This window comes from Mesorhizobium sp. RSR565B (assembly GCF_054719465.1).
The window spans coordinates 1,199,906-1,225,079 of the sequence record NZ_JBTTIE010000001.1 but is presented as its reverse complement, the minus strand read 5'-3'; the positions used below and the strand labels follow the sequence as shown (position 1 = coordinate 1,225,079).

Sequence of the window (25,174 nt, the reverse complement as noted above, 5' to 3'; positions counted from 1 at the left end):
GTCTCTGCACTCGCAAGCGGCGCGTCGCCATGACCACCTTCACTCCCACCTCGTCCACCGAAGTCCTCTCCACCGTCCAATGGGCGGCTGCGGAGGAACCGCCGCTGGAAACCATCGGCCACGGCTCCAAGCGCGGCATCGGCCGGCCACACCAGAGCGAACACACGCTCGATCTTTCGAAGCTCACCGGCGTCACCCTCTACGAGCCGGCCGAGCTGGTGCTGTCGGCCAAGGCTGGCACGCCGCTTTCCGAGATCGAAAACCTGCTCGCCGAAAACGGCCAGCAACTTGCTTTCGAGCCGATGGACTACGGCCCATTGTTCGGCGGTATCAAGGGAAGAGGCACGATCGGCGGCGTGCTTGCCGCCAACCTGTCCGGCCCGCGCCGGCTGAAGGCGGGCGCCGCGCGCGACCATATCCTTGGCATCAACGCGGTTGCCGGTCGTGGTGAAGCTTTCAAGTCCGGCGGCCGCGTCGTCAAGAATGTCACCGGCTACGATCTGTCGAAGCTGATGGCCAACAGCTGGGGCACGCTGGCCGTGTTCACCGATGTCACCTTCAAGGTGCTGCCGGCGGCCGAGACCGAGGTGACGCTTGCCATGCGCGGCCTACTCGACGATGCCGCCTCTGCCGCCATGGCGCTGGCGCTCGGCTCCAGCGCCGAAGTGTCGAGCGCGGCCCATCTGCCCGAACGCATCGCCGCGCGCGTTGCCGGGGGCAGTCTAGGCACTGACGCTGCAACGCTGCTGCGCGTCGAAGGGTTTGGCCCATCGGTCGCCTATCGCATTGAGGCGCTGAAGACCCTGCTGAAAAATGCCGGCCCGCTGCAGGAGATCGCAGGTGAGACATCGCATACCCTCTGGCGTGACATAAGGGACTGCACGCCATTCGCCGACCGTAGCGAAAAGCCGGTCTGGCGCGTCTCCATGGCGCCGTCTCAGGCCCATCAGATGGTGCTGACGCTGCGCATGCAGATCGGTGTCAGCGCCTTCTACGACTGGCAGGGCGGGCTGGTCTGGCTGCGCATGGAGGAGGGCGATCCCGAGGCCGCCCTGCTGCGCGGGCTGATCAGAAAGCATCGCGGCGGCCACGCGACGCTGGTGCGCGCCACCCCTTCGTATCGCGCCGCCGTTCCGGTGTTCGAGCCGCAGGCGCCGCATCTGGCCGCACTGTCGGCGCGGCTCAAGGCCGAGTTCGATCCCAAGTCCATCCTCAATCCCGGCCGCATGGCCCAAGGCTAAGATAATGCAAACTAACTTCTCCCTTGCCCAGCTTGCTGATCCCCATGTCGCGGAATCGGAGAAGATCCTGCGCAAATGCGTGCATTGCGGCTTCTGCACCGCCACTTGCCCGACCTATGTGACATTGGGCAACGAGCTGGATTCGCCACGCGGGCGGATCTATCTCATCAAGGACATGCTGGAGAACGGCCGCCCGGCCGACAAGCAGATCGTCACCCATATCGACCGCTGCCTGTCCTGCCTGGCCTGCATGACCACCTGCCCGTCGGGCGTCAATTACATGCACTTGGTCGACCATGCCCGCGCCCATATCGAGGAAACTTACAAGCGGCCGCTGCTCGATCGGCTGATCCGCGCCATGCTGTCCATGGTGCTGCCCTATCCCACACGCTTTCGCGCCGCGCTGAAGTTGGCGAAACTGGGCAAGCCATTCATTGGCCTATTCGAAAGGCTGCCGGCGCTGAGGCCGCTGGGTGCGATGCTGAAGCTGGCGCCGGCATCGATCCCGGCGGCCTCGCCGATGGCCTCTCCCGGCGTCCATGCCGGCAAGGGGACGAAGAAAGGTCGCGTCGCCATCCTCACCGGCTGCGCCCAATCGGTGCTCGATCCCGCCATCAACGAGACGACGATTGCATTGCTGACCAGGCTCGGCATCGAGGTCGTGGTGCCTGAGGGCGAGGCCTGCTGCGGCGCGCTGGTCCATCATATGGGCCGCGAGGCAGCCGCACTAGCCTCGGCGAAGCAGAATGTCGATGCCTGGACACGCGCCATCGACCAGGGTGGGCTCGATGCCATCGTCATCACCGCGTCCGGCTGCGGCACCACCATCAAGGACTATGGCTTCATGCTGCGCCTCGATCCGGCCTATGCCGACAAGGCTGCAAAGGTCTCGGCGCTGGCCAGGGACATCACCGAATATCTCGCGAGCCTCGACCTGCCCGAGCCGGTGCGCAAACCCGGCACCGTCGTCGCCTATCACTCCGCCTGCTCGATGCAGCACGGCCAGAAGATCACCCGCCAGCCGAAGGAATTGCTCGCCAGGGCCGGCTTCGTCGTGCGCGAACCGCGCGAGGGGCATCTGTGCTGCGGCTCCGCCGGCACCTACAACATCCTGCAGCCGGAGATTTCCGCAAGGTTGCGTGACCGCAAGGTGAAGAACATCGAGGCGACCGACGCCGAAATCGTCGCCACCGGCAACATCGGCTGCATCACCCAGATCGCTTCCGCCGCGAAGCTGCCGGTGGTGCACACGATCAAGCTGCTCGACTGGGCCTATGGTGGTCCGAAGCCGGAGGGCGTCTCCGAAGGAAACCTGGTCGCCGCCGAGTAAGCAGCTATTCCGCTGCCAGCCGGTCCACCACGCCATACGTCGCCTGGTAGCGCGCGCGCTGGCGGCTGAGCGCGACCATTGTGTTGCGCAAGAGGATCGCCACAGTGATCGGGCCGACGCCGCCCGGCACCGGCGTGATCCAGGACGCGACTTCCTTCACGCTCTCGGTGTCGACGTCGCCGACGATGCGGCTCGTGCCGTCCGGGCCGATCTCGGAATTGATGCCGATGTCGATGACGGCCGCACCGGGCTTCACCATGTCGGCCTTGATCAGCCGCGGCTTGCCGACGGCGACGAACAGCGCATCGGCGCGGCGCGCATGTGCCGCCACCGAGCGCGTCATGTGATGGCACACCGTCACCGTTGCGCCTTCGCTCATCAGCAGGAAGGCAATCGGCTTGCCGACGATCTCGGAATGGCCGACGACGACGACTTCCAGCCCCTTGAGGTGAAGGCCGGTTTCCTTCAGCAGCTCGACCGAGGCCGCAGCTGTGCAAGGCGCAAGGTCGAGCTGATTATACACGATGTTGCCGATCGAGGCCGGGTGCATGCCTTCGACATCCTTCAGCGGATGCACCGCCGCTTGCAGCGTCTTGATCGGGATATCCGCCGGCACCGGCCGCTGGATGATGATGCCGGTGACGCGCGGGTTGGCGTTCAGGCCGTGGATCGCCGCCTCGAGTTCGCCGGCGCTGATGTCGGCGGGGAACCGCCGCTCCTCGAAACCGATGCCGGCAAGGGCGGCCTTGGCGCGCTGGTTGCGCACATAGACATCGACGGCAGCGGTATCGCCGACGGTGATCGACACCAGCTTGGGCGGAAAACCTTCGGCGGTGGCGATGGCGGCATCCTCGCGCACGGATGCCATGATGCGCTGGGCGACCGGGCCGCCCCGGAGATAGCGGCTATCGTCTGGCGGAGACATGGCTGGACCTTTGCAGCGGAGTATGGCGCAGGGGAGTTTGGCCGTCCCTATAGCAGGGGAGATGCGGCAAGGCAGCGTGAAAGCGAACCGTCATCCCCCTGGCGCGACGTTCTGGCGCAGCCTGGCTCAGCTATAGCCGCAAAGAGAAAGGGCAGCGCGGTTTCCCGGGCTGCCCTTTCCTGACTGGCCGCATCCCCACACGGCCCGTCCCCCGTAAACTCTTCCCGATCCTGAAGGTCTAACCTTCTGGACCAGATGATTCGGTAGCCGACTATATCACGACCACGGTCGTTCCAACATTGACCCTCTCGTAAAGGTCAACCACGTCCTCGTTGCGCATGCGGATACAGCCGGAAGACACCGAGCCGCCGATGGTCCATGGCTGGTTGGTGCCGTGGATGCGGTATTCCGTCGTGCCGAGATAGAGCGCGCGGGCGCCAAGCGGGTTTTCCTCGCCGCCGGCCAGATAGGTCGGGAGGTAGCGGCCCTTGGCGGCCTCGCGCTTGATCATCTCCGCTGGCGGGCGCCAGTCCGGCCAGACGCGCTTGTTGGTGATCTTGTGCGTGCCAGACCATTCGAAGCCAGGCTTGCCGGTGCCGACGCCATAGCGCCGCGCCTTGCCGTTCTTCTCGACCAGGAACAGGAAGTTCTGCGTCGTATCGATGACGATCGTGCCCGGCTTCTGCGGGCCGTCATAGGCGACTTCCTGCGGCAGGTAGAGCGGATTGATCTGCGGCCGCATCACCACGCGCTTGGCCGGCGCCTGCACGGAAGCAGTGCGCACCCGATCGGGTCGCGCCGGCTGCGCATAGCGAAGTCGCGGCTGCTGGACCACCTGTCGGCTCTGCCGCACGATGCCGGGCGCCCGGCCAAGCTGCAGCACCCAGGGTGCGGAAAGGTCGGGGCTCACCATCACCGGCGGCCTGTCGGCATAGCGGTCGTTGGCGGCAGACGAGGTGACGCCGGCGGCCAGAATGGCCACGGCGCCGAGCACGGAACGCAAAAAGATCTTCATCGGAACGCACCTTGATGTCGAACGGACGGAGGCGGAACTTGCCCCCGGTTGCGCGATCCTTGGCGCGAAGCGGCAACCGAAACATGAATCGGAATGCGTAAAATGCCGCTTTGTCAGTAAACCTTTTGGTGTGGTTACCGCCGGGTTCAGGAATCTGGTAAAGCCGCGGTAAATGCAGCGAAAGCGCGTTAACGGATGGATCGGCCATGGCGCAAGACAACACCGGACTGCTTACCGGCTCCGACGGGATCACGCGCTGCTTCTGGCACGGCAATCTGCCGGACTATCTGCACTACCACGACCATGAATGGGGCCGGCCGGTCGCCGACGACCGCAGGCTGTTCGAAAAAATCTGCTTGGAAGGCTTTCAGTCCGGCCTGTCCTGGCTGACCATTCTGCGCAAGCGCGAGAATTTCCGCGAGGCCTTCGCCGGTTTCGACTTCGACAAGGTCGCCGCCTTCACCGACGAGGATGTCGAGCGCCTGGTCGCCAATGCCGGCATCATCCGTCACCGCGGCAAGATCGTCTCGACCATCAACAACGCCAAACGGGCGTGCGAAATGGTCGACGAGTTCGGTTCGCTGGCCGCCTGGTTCTGGAAGTTCGAGCCGGGGCCGGAGGAGCGGCCGGCGGTGGTGGACATGGCGCATCTACGCGCCAACCCGACGACAGGGGTCTCGATCAGGATTTCGAAGGAGTTGAAAAAGCGCGGCTGGAGCTTTGTCGGACCGACGACGGTCTATGCCTTCATGCAAGCGATGGGTCTGGTCAACGACCATCTCGAGGGGTGTGTTTGCCGGGAGCAGGTGGAGAAGGAACGCAAGGCCTTTAAGAGGCCGAAGTAGGGCGTCCCCCGACCTCCCCCTTGTGGGGAGGTCGCGCCGAAGGCGCGGGTGGGGGTATCTTGGCGCCGCACCCCCACCCCGACGCTACGCGTCGACCCTCCCCACAAGGGGGAGGGTAAGGAACTCACGTCCCGCTGGCGCCAGTCAGGAACAATCCCGCCACAATCGCCGCCAGTGCCGCAAAGGCCGGATAAATCACCAGCAATCCGGTCATCAGCGCCTCGCGCATGGTGGAACCCTTGCGCTCGTCGGCGGTGACCTCAAACGGACCGAGGCTCGCCGTCACCGGCGCACGGTTCTCGGCCCGCCGCAGCCGGACTTCATGCAAGCCGTCGTCTCTGATGTCGAACTTGTGTGCGGCAGTCATGGCCCAACCCTTTGTTTCGGCGCGCTTATCGGCTCTGATTGTGTCGGCACGATGCCGCGCCGATGGCGGAATTGTTTCCTTTTTGGTGCGGTTTGTTTCGTGGGACAAGGAAAAAGCGCAAACCCTTGCCGCACAAAGCCGCTTCGGTTAGGACACGCCCACTCCAAACAAGTCATCGATTACTAAGCGAAAAGACCCATCCCATGGCCGACAAATCGGAAAAGACGAAAGCGCGGCTGCCGCGCGGCTTTGCCGACCGCAGCGCTGAAGACATCCGCGCCGTCGAGAAGATGATGGCCACGATCCGTTCGGTCTATGAGCTCTACGGTTTCGAGCCGGCCGACCAGCCGCTGATCGAGTACACCGATGCGCTCGGCAAATTCCTGCCCGACCAGGACCGGCCGAACGAAGGCGTTTTCTCGTTCCAGGACGATGATGAGCAGTGGCTGTCGCTGCGCTATGATTTGACTGCGCCGACGGCGCGTTACGTCGCCGAGAATTTTGAGAAGCTGCCGAAACCCTATCGCAGCTACCGCTCCGGCTGGGTGTTCCGCAACGAAAAGCCCGGCCCGGGCCGCTTCCGCCAGTTCATGCAGTTCGACGCCGACACGATCGGTACGCCGGGCGTCGCAGCCGACGCCGAGATGGCCATGATGATGGCCGACGTGATGGAAGCGCTTGGCATCAAGCGTGGCGACTACGTCATCCGGGTCAACAACCGCAAGGTGCTTGACGGCGTGCTGGAGGCGATCGGCCTTGGCGGTGACAACAATGCCGGCCGCCGGCTGACGGTGCTGCGCGCCATCGACAAGCTGGACAAGCTCGGGCCGGAAGGCGTGAAGCTTCTGCTTGGGCCGGGCCGATGGGATGGCGGCAAGGAAGGCGAGGGCGACTTCGCCAAGGGCGCTGGTTTGGACGACGGGCAAGCTGAAGCAGTTCTTCTCGCCACGGCAAGGAACGCACAGGTCGACCAGGTTTCCATAGTGAGCTCGAACTCGACTTACCAAGAAGGCGTCGGCGAGCTCGCGACGATTGAAGCCCTGGTCAGGGCGGCCGGATATGGCGAAGATCGCATCGCCATGGACCGCTCCGTCGTGCGCGGCCTCGAATACTACACCGGCCCGGTCTTCGAAGCCGAATTGCTCGCGGAAATCCCCAACGAAGACGGCCAGATCGTGCGCTTCGGTTCGGTCGGTGGTGGCGGCCGCTATGACGGGCTGGTCTCGCGCTTCCGTGGCGAGCCGGTGCCGGCGACCGGCTTTTCGATCGGCGTCTCCCGCCTCATGACGGCGCTGAAGAACCTCGGCAAGCTGGACACCACCGATGTCATCGCGCCGGTCGTCGTGCTGGTCATGGACAAGGATACGGGAAGCCTTGGCCGCTACCAGAAGATGGTCGCAGAGCTACGCGCCGCCGGCATCCGCTCAGAGATGTATCTCGGCGGCGCCGGCATGAAGGCGCAGCTGAAATACGCCGACCGCCGCGGTAGCCCGGTCGCCATCATCCAGGGCGGCGATGAGCGCGCCAAGGGCGAGTTGCAGATCAAGGATCTGATCGAAGGCGCGCGCATGTCCGCTGAAATCGCCGACAACGCTGAATGGCGGGCTGCCCGCCCGGCGCAGGTGACGGTGGCGGAGGGAGAGCTGGTCGCCGAGGTGAGGAAGATTTTGGCGGTGCAGGCCGCTGACCGTGCGAAGGGTGGCGCTTGAACGCCCCCCTCTGGCCTGCCGGCCATCTCCCCCTCAAGGGGGGAGATTGGATGTCGCGCATGGTTTCGCCAATCTCCGGCGTTGAAGAAGAGGCGCTGCGCTCCGAGCTGCCAATCTCCCCCCTTGAGGGGGAGATGGCCGGCAGGCCAGAGGGGGGTGCCTCGCGCCACGCATGACCTCCCGCTATCCCGCCATCGCATTCGAAATCACCAAACTCTTCGCCACCCGCAACACCCATGCGGTCGAGGTCGCGGTGCTGCAGCCGGCCGACCCATTCCTCGACATGGCCGGCGAGGATCTGCGCCGCCGCATCTTTCTCACCGAAAGCGAGACCGGCAAGACGCTGTGTCTGCGGCCCGAATTCACCATCCCCGTCTGCCTCGACCACATCGCCTCGCAGGCCGGCACGCCGCGCCGCTATTCCTATCTCGGCGAAGTGTTCCGCCAGCGCCGCGAGGGCGGCAACGAGTTCTTTCAGGCCGGCATCGAGGATCTCGGCGACCGCGATACGGCCGAGGCCGATGCGCGTTCGCTGGCCGATGCGCACGCGCTGCTGCAGCTGGTGCTGCCGGCGCAACCTCTTGCGATCACGCTCGGCGACCAGACCATCTTCGAGGCGGTGCTGGCGGCCCTCGGCCTGCCGCGCGGCTGGCGCATGCGACTTGCGCGCGCCTTCGGTTCGGCGCCGATGCTGCAGGCAGCGTTGTCCGATCTTGCCAACCCGCCACGCAACGGTGAGCTTGACGGCGAAGTCGCGGCCCTGGTGCTCGATGGCGATCTCGAAGCGCTTTCCGCCCACATTGCCGGCGGCATGGAAGAGGCCGGCCTGCTGGCATCCGGCGGACGCGCGCCAGTCGACATTGCCCGGCGGCTGATCGAAAAGGCCGAATTGCGCAGCGTGCGGCTGTCGAACGAGGCCTTTGCAGCACTCAGGGATTTCCTCGCAATTGACGTGCCGCTCGACGGCGCGAGTGCTGCGCTCGAAAGTTTTGCGGCCTCTGCCGGGCTTTCGCTGGGCGCGGCGCTCGAAAAATTCGCTGCCCGCGCCAAGGCCATCGAGGCGCACGGCTTGCCGACGCAAACAGTTCGCTACGACGCTGCCTTCGGCCGTCCGCTGGATTACTATACCGGCATCGTCTTCGAGATCGCGGCACTTGGCGGCGAGCGGCCGCTGGCCGGTGGCGGACGCTACGACCGGCTGCTGACCCTGCTCGGCGCCAAGACGCCGATCCCCGGCGTCGGCTTCTCCGTCTGGCTCGACCGCATCGAAGCGCTGCGGGGAGAGCCGCAATGATCACGCTGGCGATCCCATCGAAAGGCCGGCTCAAGGAGCAGGCCTTGGAGGTACTGGCCAGGGCCGGGCTTGCCGTCAGCCTGCCCGGCGATGAGCGCCAGTACCGCGCCCGCATCGACGGCGCCGAGGGCATCGAGGTGGCGTTCCTGTCGGCGTCCGAAATCGCCGGCGAGATTGGGCAAGGTTCGGTCGACCTCGGCATTACCGGCGAGGACCTGCTGCGCGAAAACCTCGCCGACTGGGAGGCGCGCGCCGAAATCGTCGCTCGCCTCGGCTTCGGCCATGCCGATGTCGTGGTCGCGGTGCCCGGCATCTGGCTCGACGTCGACACCATGGCCGATCTCGACGATGTCGCCGCCGATTTCCGCCAGCGCCACGGCAGGCGGCTCAGGATCGCCACCAAATACTGGCGGCTCACGCAGCAGTTCTTCTCGCAAAAGCACGGCATCCAGGTCTACCGCATCGTCGAAAGCCTCGGCGCCACCGAAGGCGCGCCGGCGGCAGGCCTTGCCGATGTCATCGTCGACATCACCACCACCGGCTCGACCCTGCGCGCCAACCATCTCAAGGTGCTGGCCGATGGGGTTGTGCTGGAGTCGCAGGCTTGCCTGGTGGCTGCCCGGAAAGATCGTGCGCCGGCGGATGAGGCGCTAGTGCGGGAAATAGCCGCGAAGATGAGCGCGCTCCCTCCCCCTTGAGGGGAGGGTGGACAGCCGCCAAAGGCGGATGGACGGGTGGGGTCGCTCCGGCAGTGCTCGACGCGAGACCACCCAAGCCGGGTCGACCGTGACCAAGGAAGCCGAGCACTTCGCCGAGGACCCCACCCGCCTCGCTTCGCGAGGCACCCTCCCCTCGAGGGGGAGGGGAACCGCCTGTACTTTCCACCACCCCATCAGGCTGCTAGGCTCACTCATCGGGAGGAAACGGCGATGGCGATTAATCTCGACGAGCTCAAGAACGCCACCAATCTGCGCGGGCGCGGCAGGGCGTTCATCGCTCCGCTCGACGGCCGGGCACATGTGTCGGGCGACCGTTCGGTGCCGCTGCTCGACAAGACGATCCCTCAGCTTTTCTCCGACACGGTCGGCAGATACGCCACGCAGGATGCTGCCGTCTTCGTCGGACAGGACAAGCGCTTCACCTGGAGCGAATTGTCGGACACGGTCGATACGCTCGCCGCCGGCTTCCTGGCGCTCGGCCTCGAAAAAGGCGACCGTGTCGGCATCTGGTCGCCCAACCGCTGGGAATGGCTGGTCACCCAATTCGCCACCGCTCGCATCGGCCTGATCCTGGTCAACATCAACCCGGCCTACCGGCTGACGGAGCTGGAATATGCCCTCAACAAGGTCGGCTGCAAGGCGCTGGTCACCGCCGCCAGTTTCAAGACCTCCGACTATCTCGGCATGATCGAGAAGCTGGCGCCGGAGCTCGCCAACGCCACCCCCGGCAAGCTCAAGGCGCAGAAATTGCCGACGCTGAAGATCGTCATTCGCATGGGCGACGACAACTCGCCCGGCATGTTCAATTTCGCCGATGTGCTGTCGATGGCCGGCCGCGACGAGCATGACAGCCTCGACCGCATCTCCGAAGGGCTGAAGCCGGGCGAGGCCATCAACATCCAGTTCACATCAGGCACGACGGGCGCGCCCAAGGGCGCGACGCTGACCCACACCAACATCGTCAACAATGGCAATTTCGTCACCGCTGCGATCAAGCTCACCGTCGACGACCGGCTCTGCATCCCGGTGCCGCTCTACCACTGCTTCGGCATGTCGATGGGCACGATGGGCTGCGTCACCAAGGGCGCGACCATGGTGTTTCCTGGCGAGGGTTTTGACGCCGGCGCGACGCTGAAGGCGGTGGCGCAGGAACGCTGCACCGGCCTCTACGGCGTGCCGACCATGTTCGTCGCCATGCTTGACCACGCCGACTTCACCAGCTTCGATCTCTCCAGCCTGCGCACCGGCATCATGGCGGGCTCACCATGCCCGATCGAGGTGATGAAGAAGGTGGTGACGCTGATGCATATGGAAGAGGTGACCATCGCCTACGGCATGACCGAGACCAGCCCGGTCTCGTTCCAGAGCAGCGTCGACGATCCGCTGGAAAAACGCGTCTCCACTGTCGGCCGCATCCATCCGCATGTCGAGGTCAAGGCCATCGACGCCGAGGGCGCCACCGTCGCCGTCGGCGCGCCGGGCGAGCTGTGCACCCGCGGCTATTCCGTCATGAAAGGCTACTGGGACGACGCGGAAAAAACCCGCGAGGCGATCGACGCCGACGGCTGGATGCACACCGGTGATCTCGCCACCATCGACGCCGAGGGCTATTGCAACATTGTCGGCCGGGTCAAGGACATGGTCATCCGCGGTGGCGAAAACGTCTATCCCAGAGAGGTCGAGGAATTCCTCTACCGCCATCCCAAGGTCAAGGAGGTGCAGGTGTTCGGCATTCCCGACGCCAAATATGGCGAGGAGCTGTGCGCCTGGATCGTGCTGAAGCCCAACCAGATCGCCACCGAGCAGGAGATCAAGAATTTCTGCGCCGGCCAGATCGCCCACTACAAAATCCCCCGCTACATCCGCTTCCGCACCGAACTGCCCATGACGGTGACGGGAAAACCGCAGAAGTTTCTGATGCGCGAGGCGATGGTGGAGGAACTGGGGCTGGTGGTGCAGAAGACGGCTTGAGGGTTGAACGCCGGGGGACGGGACTGCCCGGCTTCGAAACGACACTGGGGTGCTCGACAGGCTTCCGCAAGGTTCGCCGAACGCATTGGGGCTTGAATGACTGGTTTCGCACGATCAGCGACTTCCTATGCGATGCCTTTGGCCGCGCTGGCACTAGCCGTTGCGGTCAGAGTCAGCGGGCTATCGGTGGACGAAGGTTCGCCGAGCGTCAGGATTCTCGTCGGAGCGCTCTCGAGTGCGATCATGTTCATCACTATTTTCGTGGTGCTCGATCACGCCGAGGCGGTGGCCCACCGTGTGGGGGAGCCTTACGGCACATTGGTGCTGACTTTTGCCGTGACGGCAATCGAAGTGTCGATCATCGTTTCCATGATGCTGCATGGAGAGAACAACCCCACGCTTGCACGTGAGTCCGTCTTCTCGACGGTGATGATTGCCTCCACCGGCGTTGTGGGGACGTGTCTCACGTTTGGCGGCTGGCGTCATCGCAAGCAGGCAATTGTCCGGCAAGGGACAAGCGCATATCTGGCGGTTCTGGCCGCACTGACCGTCATGACGCTTATCCTGCCGACCTATACACGGACCACCGATCCCGGCACATTTTCGGCAGCTCAGCTTGGCCTTGTGAGCGTACTTTCCGTGCTGCTCTATGCAAGTTTTGTGTTCGCGCAAACCGTCCGGCACCGGGACGACTTCATCGAAGGACTGGCACACGACCTTTCGGCGCGAACCGCCCCTCACAAAAGCATCTCTTCCAGCGCTCTGCTCCTGATAATCGGACTGATCGGAATTGTCATGCTCGCCGAGCAGGTCGCCGCAAGTGTTGAAAATGCGCTCGTTGCTTACCAGGTGACCCAGGCTGACAGCATTGTGGGGGCAATGATCGCGGGTCTGGTTTTGATGCCGGAAGCCATTTCGGCGGTTCGTGCTTCACTCAACAATGAGCTGCAGCGCGGCCTGAATGTCGCAATGGGTTCGGCTTGCGCCACGATTGGCTTGACGATACCTGCGGTCGCAGCAGCCAGCCTGCTTACGGGACGAGGCTTAACCCTGGGGCTCCCGGAAGCTGACGCAGTACTTTTGGTTTTAGCGCTTTTCATATGCGGCGTAAGCTTTAGCAACGAAAGGACGACCTTCCTGACCGGAATCGTCCATGCCGTTGTGTTTTTTACGTACGTATTTCTGGTATTTATCCCTTGAGGCTTTGGTGCGATCTGGCGACCAGCCATCAAGGCGGGTATTCTCGAACGCGCCTGATTTGAGCTTTTCGGGGTTCCCAAGGCGACATCCAAGACCCAAACGACTCACACCCCCATCACCACCCCACCCAGCCCGCGAATGATCTTCGCCAACTCGACGCACTCATCATGCCGCACCTTATTGCGGCGCCAGGCCAGGCAGATCGTGCGTTGCGGCATTGGCTCCTGGAACGGCACGATCTTGAGGTCCGGCATGGCGCTGGCCGGCCTTGCCGCCATTTCGGGGATGAGCGTGACGCCGAGACCATGCGCTACCATCTGCAAGAGCGTCGTCAGGCTGGTGGCGCCATAGCTTGCCATTGCCACCGGGCGCACGCTGCCGCAGAGCGCGAGCGCCTGTTCGCGCAGGCAGTGGCCTTCCTCCAAAAGCATCAGCCGCTCCAGCGCCGGGCTTTCCGGCGGCACCGGTGGCGAGGCGAAGGCTGGATCTCCGGCTGGCACGGCGAGGAAGAAGCGGTCGGCGAACAGTTCTTCGGTGACCAGGCCGGGCTGGTCGAGCGGCAGCGCGGCGATGAAGGCGTCGAGCCGTCCGGTTGCCGTGTCCTCGACTAGCGATGCGGTGACTGCTTCGCGCAGTTCGAGTTGCAGGGACGGAAAATGCCGTTTCAGTTCCGGCAATACATGCGGCAGCAGATAGGGTGCCACGGTCGGGATGATGCCCAGCCGGAAGCGGCCTTCCATGGCCGGGCGGCCGCGCCGGGCCGTCGTCTCGACATCACTGATGTCGCGCAGGATGCGCTCGATGCGTGGCAGCAGCGCTTCCGCCTCTTCCGTCATCCGCACCGTCTTGCCGCCGCGCTCGAACAGCCGGCAGTTCAGCCTTTGCTCCATCTCGGCGATCTGCGCGGACAGCGCCGGCTGGCTGACGCCGGCAAGTTTTGCGGCGCGGCCGAAATGCAGCGTTTGCGCCAAAGCCTCGAAGTATTGCATCTGCCGCACGGTCAAGCCAATCATAAGGAAAGCCTATCGCAACAAACAGGAAAGGCAATTTGTTTTTATCGAAGAGACGGCTTAGTCTGGAACCATTCCAGAGTGGCGCGGCTCCCGGCCGGCCCGGAAAAAACAACACATAAATCAGCAATTCGGAGGCCAAGATGGACGCGATGACCGACGACAACAGCGCCGGCAAATGCCCGGTCGCGCATGGAACCTCCGCCAGGACCAACCGCGACTGGTGGCCGAACCAGCTCGACATCGGCGTTCTCCACCAGCAGTCGAGCCTTTCGGACCCGATGGGCGAAGCTTTCGACTACGCCGCGGAGTTCAAGACGCTCGACCTCGACGCGGTGATCGAGGATTTGCACAAGGTGCTGACGGATTCGCAGGATTGGTGGCCGGCCGATTTCGGCCATTACGGGCCGCTGTTCATCCGCATGGCCTGGCACAGCGCCGGCACCTATCGCATCGGCGACGGCCGGGGTGGCGCCGGTGCGGGCCAGCAGCGTTTCGCGCCGCTGAACAGCTGGCCGGACAACGCCAATCTCGACAAGGCGCGCCGGCTTTTGTGGCCGGTCAAGCAGAAATACGGCCGCAAGATCTCCTGGGCCGACCTGTTGATTCTCACTGGCAACGTCGCGCTGGAATCGATGGGCTTCAAGACCTTTGGCTTCGCCGGTGGCCGCGCCGATGTCTGGGAGCCCGAGCAGGATGTCGACTGGGGTTCGGAAACCAAGTGGCTCGACGACAAGCGCTATTCCGGCGACCGTGAGTTGCACGGCCATCTCGGCGCGGTGCAGATGGGCCTGATCTACGTCAACCCGGAAGGGCCGAACGGCAAGCCGGATCCGCTGGCCTCGGCCCGCGACATCCGCGAGACCTTCGGACGCATGGCAATGAACGATGAGGAAACCGTGGCGCTGATCGCCGGCGGCCACACCTTCGGCAAGACCCATGGCGCCGGTGATGCAACACTGGTCGGCGCCGAGCCGGAAGGCGCGGGCATCGAGGCGCAGGGCCTCGGCTGGTCGAGCAAGCATGCCACCGGCATTGCCGGCGATGCGATCACATCCGGCCTCGAAGTTACCTGGACGACGACGCCGACCAAGTGGAGCAACAACTTCTTCGACAATCTCTTCAACTTCGAATGGGAGCTGACCAAGAGCCCGGCCGGGGCCCATCAGTGGACGCCGAAGGGCGGCTCTGGCGCGGTTACGGTGCCGGACGCGCACAATCCCTCGAAGCGTCATGCGCCGGCAATGCTGACCACCGACCTCGCGCTGCGGGCCGACCCGGCCTATGAGAAGATCTCGCGCCGCTTCCACGAGCATCCGGAGCAGTTCGCCGATGCCTTCGCCCGTGCCTGGTACAAGCTCACCCATCGCGACATGGGGCCGGTCGTGCGGTATCTCGGCCCGCTGGTGCCGAAGGAAGAGCTGATCTGGCAGGATCCGGTTCCGGCCGTCGACCATGAGCTGGTCAGCGACCAGGATATCGCATTGCTGAAGGCCAAGATCCTGGCTTCGGGCCTCAGCGTTTCGCAATTGGTCTCGACCGCCTGGGCCTCGGCCTCGACCTTCCGCAACTCCGACAAGCGCGGCGGCGCCAATGGCGCGCGCATTCGTCTGGCGCCGCAGAAGGACTGGGAGGTCAACCAGCCTGTCGAACTGGCCACCGTGCTGGCGAAGCTCGAAGCCATCCAGAACGAGTTCAACGCAGGCGGCAAGAAGGTCTCGCTGGCCGACCTCATCGTGCTCGGCGGCGTCGCCGCGGTCGAGAAAGCCGCAACGGATGGCGGCAATGCGGTGAAGGTTCCCTTCACGCCCGGCCGCACCGACGCCTCGCAGGCGCAGACCGACGTCCATTCCTTTGCGGCGCTCGAGCCGAAAATTGACGGCTTCCGCAACTATGTCAGGGGCAAACCGCCGATGTCGGTCGAAGCCATGCTGGTCGACCGGGCGCAACTGCTCAACCTGACGGCGCCGGAGATGACGGTGCTGGTTGGTGGCCTGCGCGTGCTCGGCGCCAACACCGGCGGCTCGAAGCATGGTGTGTTGACCGACAGGCCGGGCACGCTGACGAACGACTTCTTCGTCAACCTGCTCTCGATGAGCACCATCTGGGATCCGGCCTCCGAGCCGGGCTCGCATGAGGTCTATGAAGCACGCGACCGCAAGACCAGGGCAGTCAGGTGGACCGCCACACGCGCCGACCTGATCTTCGGCTCGCATGCGCAACTGCGCGCGCTGGCCGAGGTCTACGGGTCGGCGGATGCCGAGCAGAAATTCGTTGGCGATTTCGTCAAGGCGTGGACCAAGGTGATGAACGCCGACCGTTTCGACATCGCTGCCTGATACAACCTCCCAAACGAAGGGCGCGGGCCGAGGCCCGCGCCCTTCGTTTTCGCAGGCTTCGAAATCAGTCCTTTTCGAAGATGCGTGCCTTGGCGACGATGCCAGCGATTGCGCCGCCGATCAGCGGCGCAACGATGAACAGCCAGAGCTGGCTGAGGGCTGCGCCGCCGGTAAACAGCGCCGGGCCGATCGAACGCGCCGGATTGAGCGAGGTGCCGGTCACCGGGATCATTGCGAAGTGCAGTCCGGCCAGCGTCAGGCCGATGACCAGGCCGGCGAACGCCGTCGAGTGCTTCTCGGCGGTGACGCCGAGGATGACGGTGACGAAGGTGAAGGTGCCGATCAGCTCCCATAGGAAGGCCGAACTCGTCCCCCATTTCGCCACGTCCCAGCCATTGGCGCCGAAACCGGTGGTGTGCCCGCCGGTCTGGCCGGAGACGATGATCCACAGCGCCAGCGAGGCCAGAATGGCGCCGATGATCTGCGCGATCCAGTAAGGAATGACATCCTTGGCCGGCAGCCGGCCGGCAAGGAAGACGCCGAGCGTGACGGCCGGGTTGAGATGTGCGCCTGAGATGGGACCCACCGCGTAAGCCGCCGCAATCAGGCCGATGCCGAACGCCAGGCCGATGGCTTCCTGGCCCAGCGGCAAGTCGGCGAGAAAGCCACCCGTCGCCACCGACGCCGTGCCGATAAACACCAATAGAAATGTCCCTAGAACTTCCGCAAGATACGTTTTCATTGCCCTCTCCTCGTATCGATCCGTCGGTCCGCTTTTCCGCGCCGCGAATCATGGCGCAAAGAGTATTCCCAACGCAAAAGCTTGGAAAGCAGAGCAATTGCGCCACAGATCGTGCTTACGGCGGCCAGTTACCAACATTAGAGACCTTGCATATATTTGAGATTTGTTATCGCCGGCGTGCAGACATTTGCCGGCGGGGAAAATCGTCGGCCGCGAGCGGAAGGCCTCGTCGCCGCGAAATTCAAGCGGGGTTCAATCTCGACGCGAAACGCTCTAAGAGCAGGCCGAAAGATACTGTGCTCGATAGATGGAATGACGAATGCGACTGGGCGGACGGCTGGCGGCAGCCATTGAAGTGCTGGACGACATTGGCCGGCGCCACCGGCCGGTGGCCGATGCGCTGAAAGATTGGGGCCTGTCGCATCGCTTTGCGGGCGGCGGCGACCGCGCGGCGATCGGCAACATCGTCTACGACGCGCTGCGCCACAAACGTTCCGCCGGCTGGCTTTTGGGTGAAGACACGCCCCGCGCCATCGGCTTCGGCGCGCTGCTCATCGAATGGGGCCAGACGCCGCAGTCGCTCAACGATGCGCTCGAGGGCGACAAGTTCGCGCCACCGTTGCTCAGCGCCGCCGAGTTGCAGGCGCTGGCCGAGCGCCGGCCTGAAGACGCGCCGGAGGCGGTGCGGGCGGACGTACCCGACTGGTGCGCGCCGTTGTTCGAACGAGCCTTTGGCGCAGACTGGGTTGCGGAAGGGGCGGCTTTGGCGACCCGCCCGCCGCTCGACATCAGGGTCAACACGCTGCAGTCCGACCGCGCCAAAGTGCTGGCGGAACTCGCCGACACCGGCGCCAAGGCAGCTGCTATTGCGCCGCAAGGCATTCGCATCCCGCCCATCGACGGCGACGGCCGGCACCCCAACGTACAGGCCGAGCCGGCTTTCCAAAAGGGCTGGTTCGAGGTTCAGGACGAGGGTTCGCAGATCGTTGCAACCCTTGCCGGCGCGCAAGCCGGGATGCAGGTGCTCGATTTCTGCGCCGGCGCCGGCGGCAAGACGCTGGCGCTATCTGCGGCGATGGCCAACAAAGGTCAGGTCTTCGCCCATGATGCCGAAAAGGCGCGGCTGGCGCCGATCTTCGACCGCATCCGCCGTTCGGAAAACCGCAACGTCCAGGTTGTCACCAAGGCGGCTGAGCTCAGCCCCCTCGCAGGCCATATGGACATTGTGCTGGTCGATGCGCCCTGCACCGGCAGCGGCACCTGGCGGCGCCGTCCAGACGCCAAATGGCGGCTGACGCAAAGACAGCTCGATGCCCGCAAGGGCGAGCAGTCGGCGATCCTCGATGCGGCGAATGCCTATGTCAAACCGGGCGGCCTGCTGGTCTACATCACCTGTTCGGTGTTCGACGAGGAGAATGGCGAGCAGGTCGCCGCCTTTCGCGAACGGCACAAGGGCTTCGTTCCGGTCGATCATCGCGCGCTCTGGGATGCCAGCTTCCCCGGTCACGCAGCGGCCGCCCGGATCGGCAAGACAAGCGATATCTCGCTGTCGCCGGCTCTGAGCGGCACCGACGGGTTCCATTTCTGTGCGCTGCGTCGGGCGAATTGACGCTGCGATTGACAGGCTGACATAGCGCCAGTTGCAGATGCGCGGCGTCGGCCGCCAGACGGGGTAGAATTCTTGCAAAGATATGTGTCGCTTCTGCTTTTCCTCCTTCTGGTGCTCGGCGGCGGCCTGTTGATCGGCTATGCGACGCTGCCGGGTGAATGGTATGCCTCGCTCGCCAAGCCGCCCTTCAACCCGCCCAACTGGGTCTTCGCGCCGGCCTGGACGCTCCTCTATGTGCTGATCGCCGTGGCCGGCTGGCGGACATGGGAGCGGGAACGAGCAGCCGCCGCGATGAAGATCTGGGCCCTCCAGCTTGTTCTGAACTTCGCGTGGTCGCCGACTTTCTTCGGCGCCAAACAGATGGGGCCGGCACTGGTCGTGATCCTGGCTCTTCTCGCCAGCATTGCGCTGTTCATAGCCAGGGTGTGGAACCGCGACCGGGTTTCCGGCTGGCTGTTTGCGCCCTATGCCGCGTGGGTAGCCTTCGCCACCTTGCTCAACGCGTCGCTGCTCCTGTTGAACTGAGTGCTTTGCTGCAGTGCAGCAAAAGCATTTGCGTGGCGTTCAGGCGTCTGCGATAAGCTTTGCAGATAAATCAGGGCGATGGCCATGGCAGCAAAGATCGTACCCGCACCCGATTATGAGGACCGCGTCAGGGCGTCGTTCGCGCGCCAGCAGGCGATGGCGACCATCGGCGCCGAACTGACGCTTGTGACGCCGGGCATCATCGAGATCGAAATGCCCTATTCGGCCGCACTCACGCAGCAGCATGGTTTCCTGCATGCCGGCGTGATTTCGACCGCACTGGACTCGGCTTGCGGCTACGCCGCGTTCTCGCTGATGCCGGAAAATTCCGGCGTGCTGACCATCGAGTTCAAGGTCAATCTCCTGGCGCCCGGCCGGGGCGAACGCTTCCTGTTCCGCGGCTCGGTGACCAAGCCCGGCCGCACCATCATCGTCGCCGACGGCCAGGCCTACGCCTTTGCCGCCGATGGCGAGGCCAAGCTGATCGCGACCATGACCGGCACGATGATGACGGTGGTTGGCCGTGACGGGATAGCAGGCTGATGGCCAAAATTACGCGAATTGGTGGCAAGGACGTCCTCTTCGTCATGGCGGCGCAGGCCGAGTACGGTCCGCATCTGCAAAAACTGTTCACGCCGCTGATGACGGGCGTCGGCCCGGTAGAGGCAGGTGTGCGGCTCGGCGCCGAACTGTCATGGCTGAAATCCGAGAAGGCGTTGCCCGATCTCGTCGTCTCGCTCGGCTCCGCCGGCAGCCGCACACTAGAGCAGACGGAAATCTACCAGGCGGTCTCGGTCAGCTATCGCGACATCGACGCTTCGCCGCTAGGCTTCGAAAAAGGCGCGACACCGTTCCTCGACCTGCCGGTGACCGTCCCGCTATCATTCAGGATACCGGGCATTAAAGAAGCCAGCCTGTCGACCGGCGGCGCCATCATCACCGGCGCCGCGTACGACGCCATCGCCGCCGATATGGTCGACATGGAAACCTTCGCCTGCCTGCGCGCCTGCCAGTTGTTGGATGTCCCGCTTATCGGCCTGCGCGGCATTTCAGACGGTGCAGCCGATCTGCGCCACGTTGGCGACTGGACCGAATATCTGCATGTCATCGACGAGAAGCTGGCGGATGCGGTCGCTCGGCTCGAACAGGCCATCGGCTCCGGCACGCTACACAAGGAGCAGCCTGGGCAAGAGTCGGCGCCGCTCTGAAAGTCGGGTTGCGCACCCCATTGCGCCGACTCGTTTCTTTCTCTAAAGGCTCGCCATGACGACAGCCAATCATCCCGATACAGTCCTGATTGTCGATTTCGGCAGCCAGTTTACGCAACTCATCGCCCGCCGCATCCGCGAGGCTGGCGTGTTTTCCGAGATCGTGCCGTTCCAATCGGCCGAAGCTGCCTTCAAGCGCATCAATCCGAAAGCCGTGATCCTGTCGGGCGGTCCCGCCTCGACATCGGACATCGGCAGCCCGCGCGCGCCGCAGATCGTCTTCGATGCCGGCGTACCTGTGCTCGGTATCTGCTACGGCCAGATGGCCATGTGCGTGCAGATGGGCGGCGTCGCCGAAAGCTCGAACCATCGCGAATTCGGCCGCGCCTTCGTCGAGATCGAAAAGGACAGCCCGCTGTTCGAGGGCCTGTGGGCGCCAGGCCAGCGCCACCAGGTGTGGATGAGCCATGGCGACCGCGTCATCTCGCTGCCCAAGGGGTTCGAAGTCTTCGGCAAGTCGGAAGGCTCGCCTTTCGCCATCTTCGGCAACGTCGCGCGCAAGATGTACGGCATCATGTTCCACCCGGAAGTTGTGCATACGCCGGATGGCGCCAGGCTGCTGAGAAACTTCGTGCACAACATCGCCGGCATCGAAGGCGACTGGACGATGCGCGCCTATCGCGAGCATGCGGTCGAGACAATTCGCAAACAGGTCGGCAAGGGCAAGGTGATCTGCGCGCTGTCGGGCGGCGTGGATTCATCGGTCGCTGCCTTGCTGATCCACGAAGCGGTCGGCGACCAGCTGACCTGCATCCTCGTCGACCATGGCCTGATGCGCAAGGACGAGGCCGCCGGCGTGGTGGCGATGTTCCGCCAGCACTATAATCTGCCGCTGATCCTGGTCGACGCGTCGGAAAAATTCATCTCGGCGCTGGAAGGCGAGTCCGACCCCGAGAAGAAGCGCAAGACCATCGGCCGGCTGTTCATCGAAGTGTTCGAGGAAGAGGCCAAGAAACTCGGCGGCGCCGATTTCCTGGCGCAAGGCACGCTCTATCCCGACGTCATCGAGAGCGTCTCCTTCACCGGCGGCCCGTCGGTGACCATCAAGTCGCACCACAATGTCGGCGGCCTGCCGGCGCGCATGAACATGCAGCTGGTCGAGCCGTTGCGCGAACTGTTCAAGGACGAGGTGAGGGCACTGGGCAAGGAACTCGGCCTGCCCGAAAGTTTTATTGGCCGCCATCCGTTCCCCGGACCAGGCCTTGCCATCCGCTGCCCCGGCGGTATCACCCGCGAAAAGCTCGAAATCCTGCGCGAGGCCGACGCCATCTATCTCGACGAGATCCGCAAGGCCGGCCTCTACGACGCCATCTGGCAGGCTTTCGCCGTGCTGCTTCCGGTGCAGACCGTCGGTGTGATGGGCGACGGCCGCACCTACGAATTCGTCTGCGCCCTGCGCGCCGTGACGTCCGTCGACGGCATGACCGCCGACTTCTACCACTACGACATGGCTTTCCTCGGCGCGGCGGCCACCCGCATCATCAACGAAGTCCGCGGCATCAACCGCGTCGTCTACGACGTGACGTCAAAGCCGCCAGGCACCATCGAGTGGGAGTGATTCAGGCCCACTCAAACGCCGCCGAAAACACGCCATTGTACGCCACAACCATTTGATAACACGTATAAATCCATTCGGAGACAATCAGCGACAATCGGTGCGGAGATTGGATTTGACGGACCGGCTGACGGACCTTCCGCAAATTGCTAGCTCAGATTTTTCGAAGTACCGTCAGATCCAATGAGGCTCTGACGGTGTTTTTTGATGCCTTAAGGCACCGGAGATAAAACGAATGTTCTGCCGAAGAGCCTCGAAATTGTACTGACGGTACTTTTCAGGAGGTACCGGGGAATGCTGACGGACGTCGCCCTTAAAGCCCTGAACCAAAAGGGAAATCTACAAGATTGCGGACCGTGACGGCATGTATGTTCGCGTCATGCCTAGTGGCGCGATCTCCTTTCGGCTGGATTACAGGCTCAACGGAGGCCGCGAGACGGTCTATCTTGGCAGGTATGGACGGGACGGAATCTCGCTTGCCTCAGCCGGGAGAAGTGTCTCGACGCGAAGCGCGCTATTGGCGAGTGACGGTCGCCGGCGATAGAAAAGCAGCGCGACAAGCGCCGAGTTGTCACCCCGGTCTCCGGCCGACTTCAGCGCCGAAATGGCTACCAAACCAAAGCGGTGCCCGGGCCTTCAAGGCCTCTTCTTATTCCGGCCAAGCCGGCCCGGAGCGCCGCATTCACTCACATCCCTTGAACCTGAGTGCAGAGTTGCCGCATCGAAGCCATTTGAGCAGCCGAGTTCGCGCCCGAACCCGTGCTGGTGCTGGCGGTCGTATCGCCAGCTGTATTCGAGGATCCCGACGTGCCGGTGGTTGTACCCGAACCAGTGCTGTTGCTGGCCGTGGTGTTACTGCCGGTCGAACCAGAGCTGCCTGAAGTGCCGGTGGCTGTGCCAGAGCCGGTGCCGATACTCGCCGTTGTATCACTGCCGGTCGAAGCCGAGCTACCTGACGTGCCGGTCATTGTGCCAGAGCCAGTGCCGTTACTGGCCGTCATCCTCGAGCAGTCGGAGCGAACCTGTGCCTGCTGTTCAGAGCTCAGGGACGACCAGTTCTTGCGGATCTCATCCTGCGACAGAAGTCTTCCCGAATTGGCGTCGCTGAAGAATGAGCCGGAGAGCTTGCTGTCCCAGCCGCTCGGGATACCGCTTTGGCCGGAGCCGGACGTAGAGCTCATACTGGACCCGGCCGATGAGCCGGACGTTCCGTTCGTGCCGCTGGATGTTCCCGACGACTGCGCCAAGGCCGCGGTGGCGAGACAGAGAGAGATCGCTGTAGCTGTCAAAATCTTACGTTTCATGTGAGTCTCCTTTGGGGTTCGACGCCGTTGCGGCGTCGAATCCTAATCCCGAGGAAAGGCACTTGTTCCTGTAAAGAGTGGAATTCGATGTCATGATCCTTGTGCACCAGCCTTGGCCTCGAATGCGATGCCGGAGCGCTTCAACGACGACTGACGCCTCAGGCGAGAGCTGTCCGCTACTGGGTGTTAGAGGCGATATGCGGAACGCTTCCCGAATAGTTGGGTGCCACCATCGGGTAATTGCGAGGCAGGTTCCATTTGGTTCGGTAATCGTCCGGATTCATGCCCAGTCGGCCAAGGTGCGAACTGCGTCGGGTCTCGGTTAGAGACAGGAGGGTGGCCTTTGCCGCGGCGTATAGCTCGACATGCGGAGCTCGTCTCGACCGCGCACACTCAATATGTTTTACGATGACGCCCCCAGATGTCATATGAGCGAATGCCTTTCCGGCGAAATAAATTGCTCCCAGCAGGTCGACGCTCAGCACCTTCAGCCAGCCCGCTCTAGTGAATGCCTCAATGGTTAAAGATTATCAGGCCGGCGCGTTGTTGACGATTATTACCAACCTGCCGAACGCGTGAGCGCAAGTCGACAGCACCGTGATAGCGGCCTCCCCGGCGCGCCCCTTGTCGAACCGATGCGCGCCTTCTCGACCTTGCCTCCACCCACGTCGGCTCACCCGTGCACCTTCGGTGCCCAACCGCATGGCGATGGCCAGTCCAATGCCGCTTGCAGCACCGGTTACAATGCAGTCTTGTTATCCAGGCGCATCGGGTTCGACCTCTTTCTGGGGAGCAGCAAGTGGTTCAGTCCAGCCTTCAGCGACCCGATCCACGCTCAGCAGGCTGCGCGCATAATCCTGTTGCGCGCGAACAATGGCATCGTCTTGCTGTGAGGGAAGAAAGACCGGCAAAGCAAGGCAGACACTTTGTGTGGCCAACAGCTTGTTCCAGTTCGCGATCAGCGCCTTGAAAGCGCGCCCCACCGCCCTCGGATTTCGGTCGAGGTCATAGAGGCCGAGCGGATTGATCCGTCCGTTGTTCTCCCGAAGCGCACTGTCCCAGTCCACCTGATCCGTCAGCGAGTACCAGGTGAAGCCTACGATGGGGATGCCATCGTTGCGGATCCGCAGCACGTTGGCCCACTCTTTCCACAGCCAATAGACGGCCTCGTCTCCATTGGGGCCTTCGCTGATGTTGGTCTCCGTATGCATTACGGGAAGCCGGTAGCGGTTGAAGTACTGCCGCGTGATCTCGTCATAGCCAAACACCTCGCCGGACCCGGACGTCGTTCCGTCTGCCCAAACCCGATGTTCGTTGGTCTGGTAATAGTCGGTGCCCATCACGCAATGCCTGCGCAGATGGCTTTCCAGGAAGAAACTGTATTCTTCGGCCGTCATCCCGTTTTCGAGAAGATAGCGATAGGTGTGCGCGTCGACGTCATGACCGTAGTTGAGGTCAAGCGACAGGAAACGCTCGCTGTTGAACCGTTCCGCTCTGCCGACCGCCTCGGGAGAATCGGCGTGGAAGTATTCCGAGGATTCGCTCTGAATGAAGATGGCGTCCGGCCGCACCTCGAGAATCGCCCGCATGGCAAGCACGTTCGCCTTCACGATGTGCTTGAGGGCGGTGACGAAGGCAGTGTCGCTGCTCAGTTGTTCGTTCCACCATCCCCAGCGGGCCGAAAAGGTGGCGCAGATGAACATCTCATTTATTGGGGTGAAGAGCTGGATCCACGGATAGCGCATCGCGAAATCCCTGGCGTAGTGCTCGAATAGTGTCGGAAAGTCCGGGTTCTGGAAGTTGCCAATCCAGTCCGGCACGCCAAAGTGGCAAAGGTCGACGATCGGAAGAATGTCTTTCGCCTTCAGGTCCGCGAAGGTCTCATCGGCGAATGCCCAATCGTACCGTCCGTCACCCAGCCACGTTTTGTGGATGGGCGGTCCGTAGCGGAGGAAATGCACCCCGAGATCCTGGACCAGTTCGAAGTCGGTACGCCATCGTTCGTAGAAGCGGCATTTTTCCATTTCGTCGACGCGCTCCCGGCCTTGTCGAATGGTGGGGGTGCTGTTCTCGATGCCGGTGGCAAACATGAACGTGAACATTGATGGTCCTTAGCCAAGGCGGAGATGCCCGCGCTTGGTCAAACGTTCAGTGCTCGACGCAGTTCCTGCAAGACTGCTTGTCAAGTTCGGTGGGCGCCTGACAA

22 protein-coding genes and 1 pseudogene are annotated in these 25,174 nt (G+C 63.4%); 16 read left to right on the top strand and 7 right to left on the bottom strand.

Annotated elements, in window-relative coordinates; translation table 11 throughout:
* Positions 1–29 precede the first annotated feature (29 nt).
* Positions 30–1,241, top strand: coding sequence for an FAD-binding protein (locus ACYG9R_RS05970; RefSeq protein ID WP_023823637.1), 1,212 nt, complete (start codon positions 30–32; stop codon positions 1,239–1,241).
* 4 nt (positions 1,242–1,245) lie between these two features.
* Positions 1,246–2,571, top strand: a complete 1,326-nt coding sequence (gene glcF, locus ACYG9R_RS05965) for a glycolate oxidase subunit GlcF (RefSeq protein ID WP_023823636.1) — start codon at positions 1,246–1,248, stop codon at positions 2,569–2,571.
* A 4-nt stretch (positions 2,572–2,575) separates the two neighbouring features.
* Here glcF and ACYG9R_RS05960 read toward each other — a convergent pair whose 3' ends face one another.
* Both ACYG9R_RS05960 and ACYG9R_RS05955 read right to left on the bottom strand, forming a co-directional pair.
* A complete protein-coding gene (locus tag ACYG9R_RS05960) occupies positions 2,576–3,496 on the bottom strand; it encodes a bifunctional 5,10-methylenetetrahydrofolate dehydrogenase/5,10-methenyltetrahydrofolate cyclohydrolase (RefSeq protein ID WP_023823635.1) in 921 nt (306 codons plus the stop codon).
* Positions 3,497–3,767: 271 nt separating this feature from the next.
* On the bottom strand, positions 3,768–4,511 hold the full coding sequence (locus ACYG9R_RS05955) for a L,D-transpeptidase (RefSeq protein ID WP_023686831.1): 744 nt from the start codon (positions 4,509–4,511) through the stop codon (positions 3,768–3,770).
* A 206-nt stretch (positions 4,512–4,717) separates the two neighbouring features.
* Between ACYG9R_RS05955 and ACYG9R_RS05950 the strand changes: the two genes are divergently transcribed.
* Positions 4,718–5,356, top strand: coding sequence for a DNA-3-methyladenine glycosylase I (locus ACYG9R_RS05950; protein ID WP_023695108.1), 639 nt, complete (start codon positions 4,718–4,720; stop codon positions 5,354–5,356).
* Between the two features lie 124 nt (positions 5,357–5,480).
* On the opposite strand, the gene ACYG9R_RS05945 is transcribed toward ACYG9R_RS05950, so the two are convergent.
* Complete coding sequence (locus ACYG9R_RS05945) at positions 5,481–5,723, bottom strand: hypothetical protein (protein WP_023823634.1); 243 nt, start codon at positions 5,721–5,723, stop codon at positions 5,481–5,483.
* A 203-nt stretch (positions 5,724–5,926) separates the two neighbouring features.
* On the opposite strand from ACYG9R_RS05945, the gene hisS reads away from it, so the two are divergent.
* From hisS to ACYG9R_RS05920, 5 genes are all read left to right on the top strand, one after another.
* Positions 5,927–7,432, top strand: a complete 1,506-nt coding sequence (gene hisS, locus ACYG9R_RS05940; protein ID WP_023823633.1) for a histidine--tRNA ligase — start codon at positions 5,927–5,929, stop codon at positions 7,430–7,432.
* Between the two features lie 172 nt (positions 7,433–7,604).
* The gene (locus tag ACYG9R_RS05935) at positions 7,605–8,726 is read left to right on the top strand and encodes an ATP phosphoribosyltransferase regulatory subunit (protein WP_023748619.1); all 1,122 of its coding nucleotides are present in this window, start codon (positions 7,605–7,607) and stop codon (positions 8,724–8,726) included.
* Positions 8,723–9,424: an ATP phosphoribosyltransferase gene (hisG, locus tag ACYG9R_RS05930; RefSeq protein ID WP_023710119.1), complete on the top strand. Its 702-nt coding sequence runs from the start codon at positions 8,723–8,725 to the stop codon at positions 9,422–9,424. Before ACYG9R_RS05935 ends, hisG begins: the two co-directional genes overlap by 4 nt.
* A gap of 231 nt (positions 9,425–9,655) precedes the next feature.
* Entirely contained in the window at positions 9,656–11,416 is a 1,761-nt protein-coding gene (locus tag ACYG9R_RS05925; RefSeq protein WP_023823632.1) for an AMP-binding protein, read from the top strand.
* Positions 11,417–11,512: 96 nt separating this feature from the next.
* A complete protein-coding gene (locus ACYG9R_RS05920; protein WP_023823631.1) occupies positions 11,513–12,616 on the top strand; it encodes a calcium:cation antiporter in 1,104 nt (367 codons plus the stop codon).
* A 104-nt stretch (positions 12,617–12,720) separates the two neighbouring features.
* Here ACYG9R_RS05920 and ACYG9R_RS05915 read toward each other — a convergent pair whose 3' ends face one another.
* Positions 12,721–13,629 carry a hydrogen peroxide-inducible genes activator gene (locus tag ACYG9R_RS05915; protein ID WP_023823630.1) on the bottom strand — a complete coding sequence of 303 codons (909 nt, stop codon included), beginning with the start codon at positions 13,627–13,629 and terminating at the stop codon, positions 12,721–12,723.
* 140 nt (positions 13,630–13,769) lie between these two features.
* On the opposite strand from ACYG9R_RS05915, the gene katG reads away from it, so the two are divergent.
* Positions 13,770–15,965: a catalase/peroxidase HPI gene (katG, locus tag ACYG9R_RS05910; protein ID WP_023823629.1), complete on the top strand. Its 2,196-nt coding sequence runs from the start codon at positions 13,770–13,772 to the stop codon at positions 15,963–15,965.
* Between the two features lie 64 nt (positions 15,966–16,029).
* On the opposite strand, the gene ACYG9R_RS05905 is transcribed toward katG, so the two are convergent.
* Entirely contained in the window at positions 16,030–16,707 is a 678-nt protein-coding gene (locus ACYG9R_RS05905) for an MIP/aquaporin family protein (protein ID WP_023823628.1), read from the bottom strand.
* 319 nt (positions 16,708–17,026) lie between these two features.
* On the opposite strand from ACYG9R_RS05905, the gene ACYG9R_RS05900 reads away from it, so the two are divergent.
* From ACYG9R_RS05900 to ACYG9R_RS05870, 7 genes and pseudogenes are all read left to right on the top strand, one after another.
* Positions 17,027–18,316 (top strand): RsmB/NOP family class I SAM-dependent RNA methyltransferase, encoded by a 1,290-nt coding sequence (locus ACYG9R_RS05900; protein ID WP_023823627.1) that lies wholly within the window; start codon positions 17,027–17,029, stop codon positions 18,314–18,316.
* 72 nt (positions 18,317–18,388) lie between these two features.
* Complete coding sequence (locus tag ACYG9R_RS05895; RefSeq protein WP_023823626.1) at positions 18,389–18,841, top strand: TspO/MBR family protein; 453 nt, start codon at positions 18,389–18,391, stop codon at positions 18,839–18,841.
* An 84-nt stretch (positions 18,842–18,925) separates the two neighbouring features.
* Complete coding sequence (locus tag ACYG9R_RS05890; RefSeq protein WP_023686843.1) at positions 18,926–19,384, top strand: PaaI family thioesterase; 459 nt, start codon at positions 18,926–18,928, stop codon at positions 19,382–19,384.
* On the top strand, positions 19,384–20,049 hold the full coding sequence (locus ACYG9R_RS05885) for a 5'-methylthioadenosine/S-adenosylhomocysteine nucleosidase (protein WP_031199269.1): 666 nt from the start codon (positions 19,384–19,386) through the stop codon (positions 20,047–20,049). The genes ACYG9R_RS05890 and ACYG9R_RS05885 overlap by 1 nt, the downstream gene beginning before the upstream one ends.
* A gap of 55 nt (positions 20,050–20,104) precedes the next feature.
* Complete coding sequence (guaA, locus tag ACYG9R_RS05880; RefSeq protein WP_023732330.1) at positions 20,105–21,667, top strand: glutamine-hydrolyzing GMP synthase; 1,563 nt, start codon at positions 20,105–20,107, stop codon at positions 21,665–21,667.
* A 291-nt stretch (positions 21,668–21,958) separates the two neighbouring features.
* A pseudogene (locus ACYG9R_RS05875) lies at positions 21,959–22,189 on the top strand (Arm DNA-binding domain-containing protein); the annotation flags it as partial.
* Positions 22,190–22,429: 240 nt separating this feature from the next.
* Positions 22,430–22,972, top strand: a complete 543-nt coding sequence (locus ACYG9R_RS05870) for a protein TonB (RefSeq protein WP_245260041.1) — start codon at positions 22,430–22,432, stop codon at positions 22,970–22,972.
* A 172-nt stretch (positions 22,973–23,144) separates the two neighbouring features.
* On the opposite strand, the gene ACYG9R_RS05865 is transcribed toward ACYG9R_RS05870, so the two are convergent.
* Positions 23,145–23,486, bottom strand: coding sequence for an SDR family oxidoreductase (locus tag ACYG9R_RS05865; RefSeq protein ID WP_460221634.1), 342 nt, complete (start codon positions 23,484–23,486; stop codon positions 23,145–23,147).
* Positions 23,487–23,723: 237 nt separating this feature from the next.
* Positions 23,724–25,070, bottom strand: coding sequence for a family 1 glycosylhydrolase (locus ACYG9R_RS05860; RefSeq protein WP_023667728.1), 1,347 nt, complete (start codon positions 25,068–25,070; stop codon positions 23,724–23,726).
* Between the last annotated feature and the right edge of the window lie 104 nt (positions 25,071–25,174).

What these genes read in the sequence shown, in the direction of transcription:
- ACYG9R_RS05950 (WP_023695108.1), top strand. Translation starts at nt 4,718, where the DNA reads ATGGCGCAAGACAACACCGGACTGCTTACCGGCTCCGACGGGATCACG.
- ACYG9R_RS05945 (WP_023823634.1), bottom strand. Translation starts at nt 5,723, where the DNA reads ATGACTGCCGCACACAAGTTCGACATCAGAGACGACGGCTTGCATGAA.
- ACYG9R_RS05925 (WP_023823632.1), top strand. Translation starts at nt 9,656, where the DNA reads ATGGCGATTAATCTCGACGAGCTCAAGAACGCCACCAATCTGCGCGGG.
- guaA (WP_023732330.1), top strand. Translation starts at nt 20,105, where the DNA reads ATGACGACAGCCAATCATCCCGATACAGTCCTGATTGTCGATTTCGGC.
- glcF (WP_023823636.1), top strand. Translation starts at nt 1,246, where the DNA reads ATGCAAACTAACTTCTCCCTTGCCCAGCTTGCTGATCCCCATGTCGCG.
- ACYG9R_RS05915 (WP_023823630.1), bottom strand. Translation starts at nt 13,629, where the DNA reads ATGATTGGCTTGACCGTGCGGCAGATGCAATACTTCGAGGCTTTGGCG.
- ACYG9R_RS05935 (WP_023748619.1), top strand. Translation starts at nt 7,605, where the DNA reads ATGACCTCCCGCTATCCCGCCATCGCATTCGAAATCACCAAACTCTTC.
- ACYG9R_RS05860 (WP_023667728.1), bottom strand. Translation starts at nt 25,070, where the DNA reads ATGTTCACGTTCATGTTTGCCACCGGCATCGAGAACAGCACCCCCACC.
- ACYG9R_RS05900 (WP_023823627.1), top strand. Translation starts at nt 17,027, where the DNA reads ATGCGACTGGGCGGACGGCTGGCGGCAGCCATTGAAGTGCTGGACGAC.
- hisS (WP_023823633.1), top strand. Translation starts at nt 5,927, where the DNA reads ATGGCCGACAAATCGGAAAAGACGAAAGCGCGGCTGCCGCGCGGCTTT.
- ACYG9R_RS05960 (WP_023823635.1), bottom strand. Translation starts at nt 3,496, where the DNA reads ATGTCTCCGCCAGACGATAGCCGCTATCTCCGGGGCGGCCCGGTCGCC.
- ACYG9R_RS05955 (WP_023686831.1), bottom strand. Translation starts at nt 4,511, where the DNA reads ATGAAGATCTTTTTGCGTTCCGTGCTCGGCGCCGTGGCCATTCTGGCC.
- ACYG9R_RS05890 (WP_023686843.1), top strand. Translation starts at nt 18,926, where the DNA reads ATGGCAGCAAAGATCGTACCCGCACCCGATTATGAGGACCGCGTCAGG.
- ACYG9R_RS05920 (WP_023823631.1), top strand. Translation starts at nt 11,513, where the DNA reads ATGACTGGTTTCGCACGATCAGCGACTTCCTATGCGATGCCTTTGGCC.
- katG (WP_023823629.1), top strand. Translation starts at nt 13,770, where the DNA reads ATGGACGCGATGACCGACGACAACAGCGCCGGCAAATGCCCGGTCGCG.
- ACYG9R_RS05970 (WP_023823637.1), top strand. Translation starts at nt 30, where the DNA reads ATGACCACCTTCACTCCCACCTCGTCCACCGAAGTCCTCTCCACCGTC.
- hisG (WP_023710119.1), top strand. Translation starts at nt 8,723, where the DNA reads ATGATCACGCTGGCGATCCCATCGAAAGGCCGGCTCAAGGAGCAGGCC.
- ACYG9R_RS05885 (WP_031199269.1), top strand. Translation starts at nt 19,384, where the DNA reads ATGGCCAAAATTACGCGAATTGGTGGCAAGGACGTCCTCTTCGTCATG.
- ACYG9R_RS05905 (WP_023823628.1), bottom strand. Translation starts at nt 16,707, where the DNA reads ATGAAAACGTATCTTGCGGAAGTTCTAGGGACATTTCTATTGGTGTTT.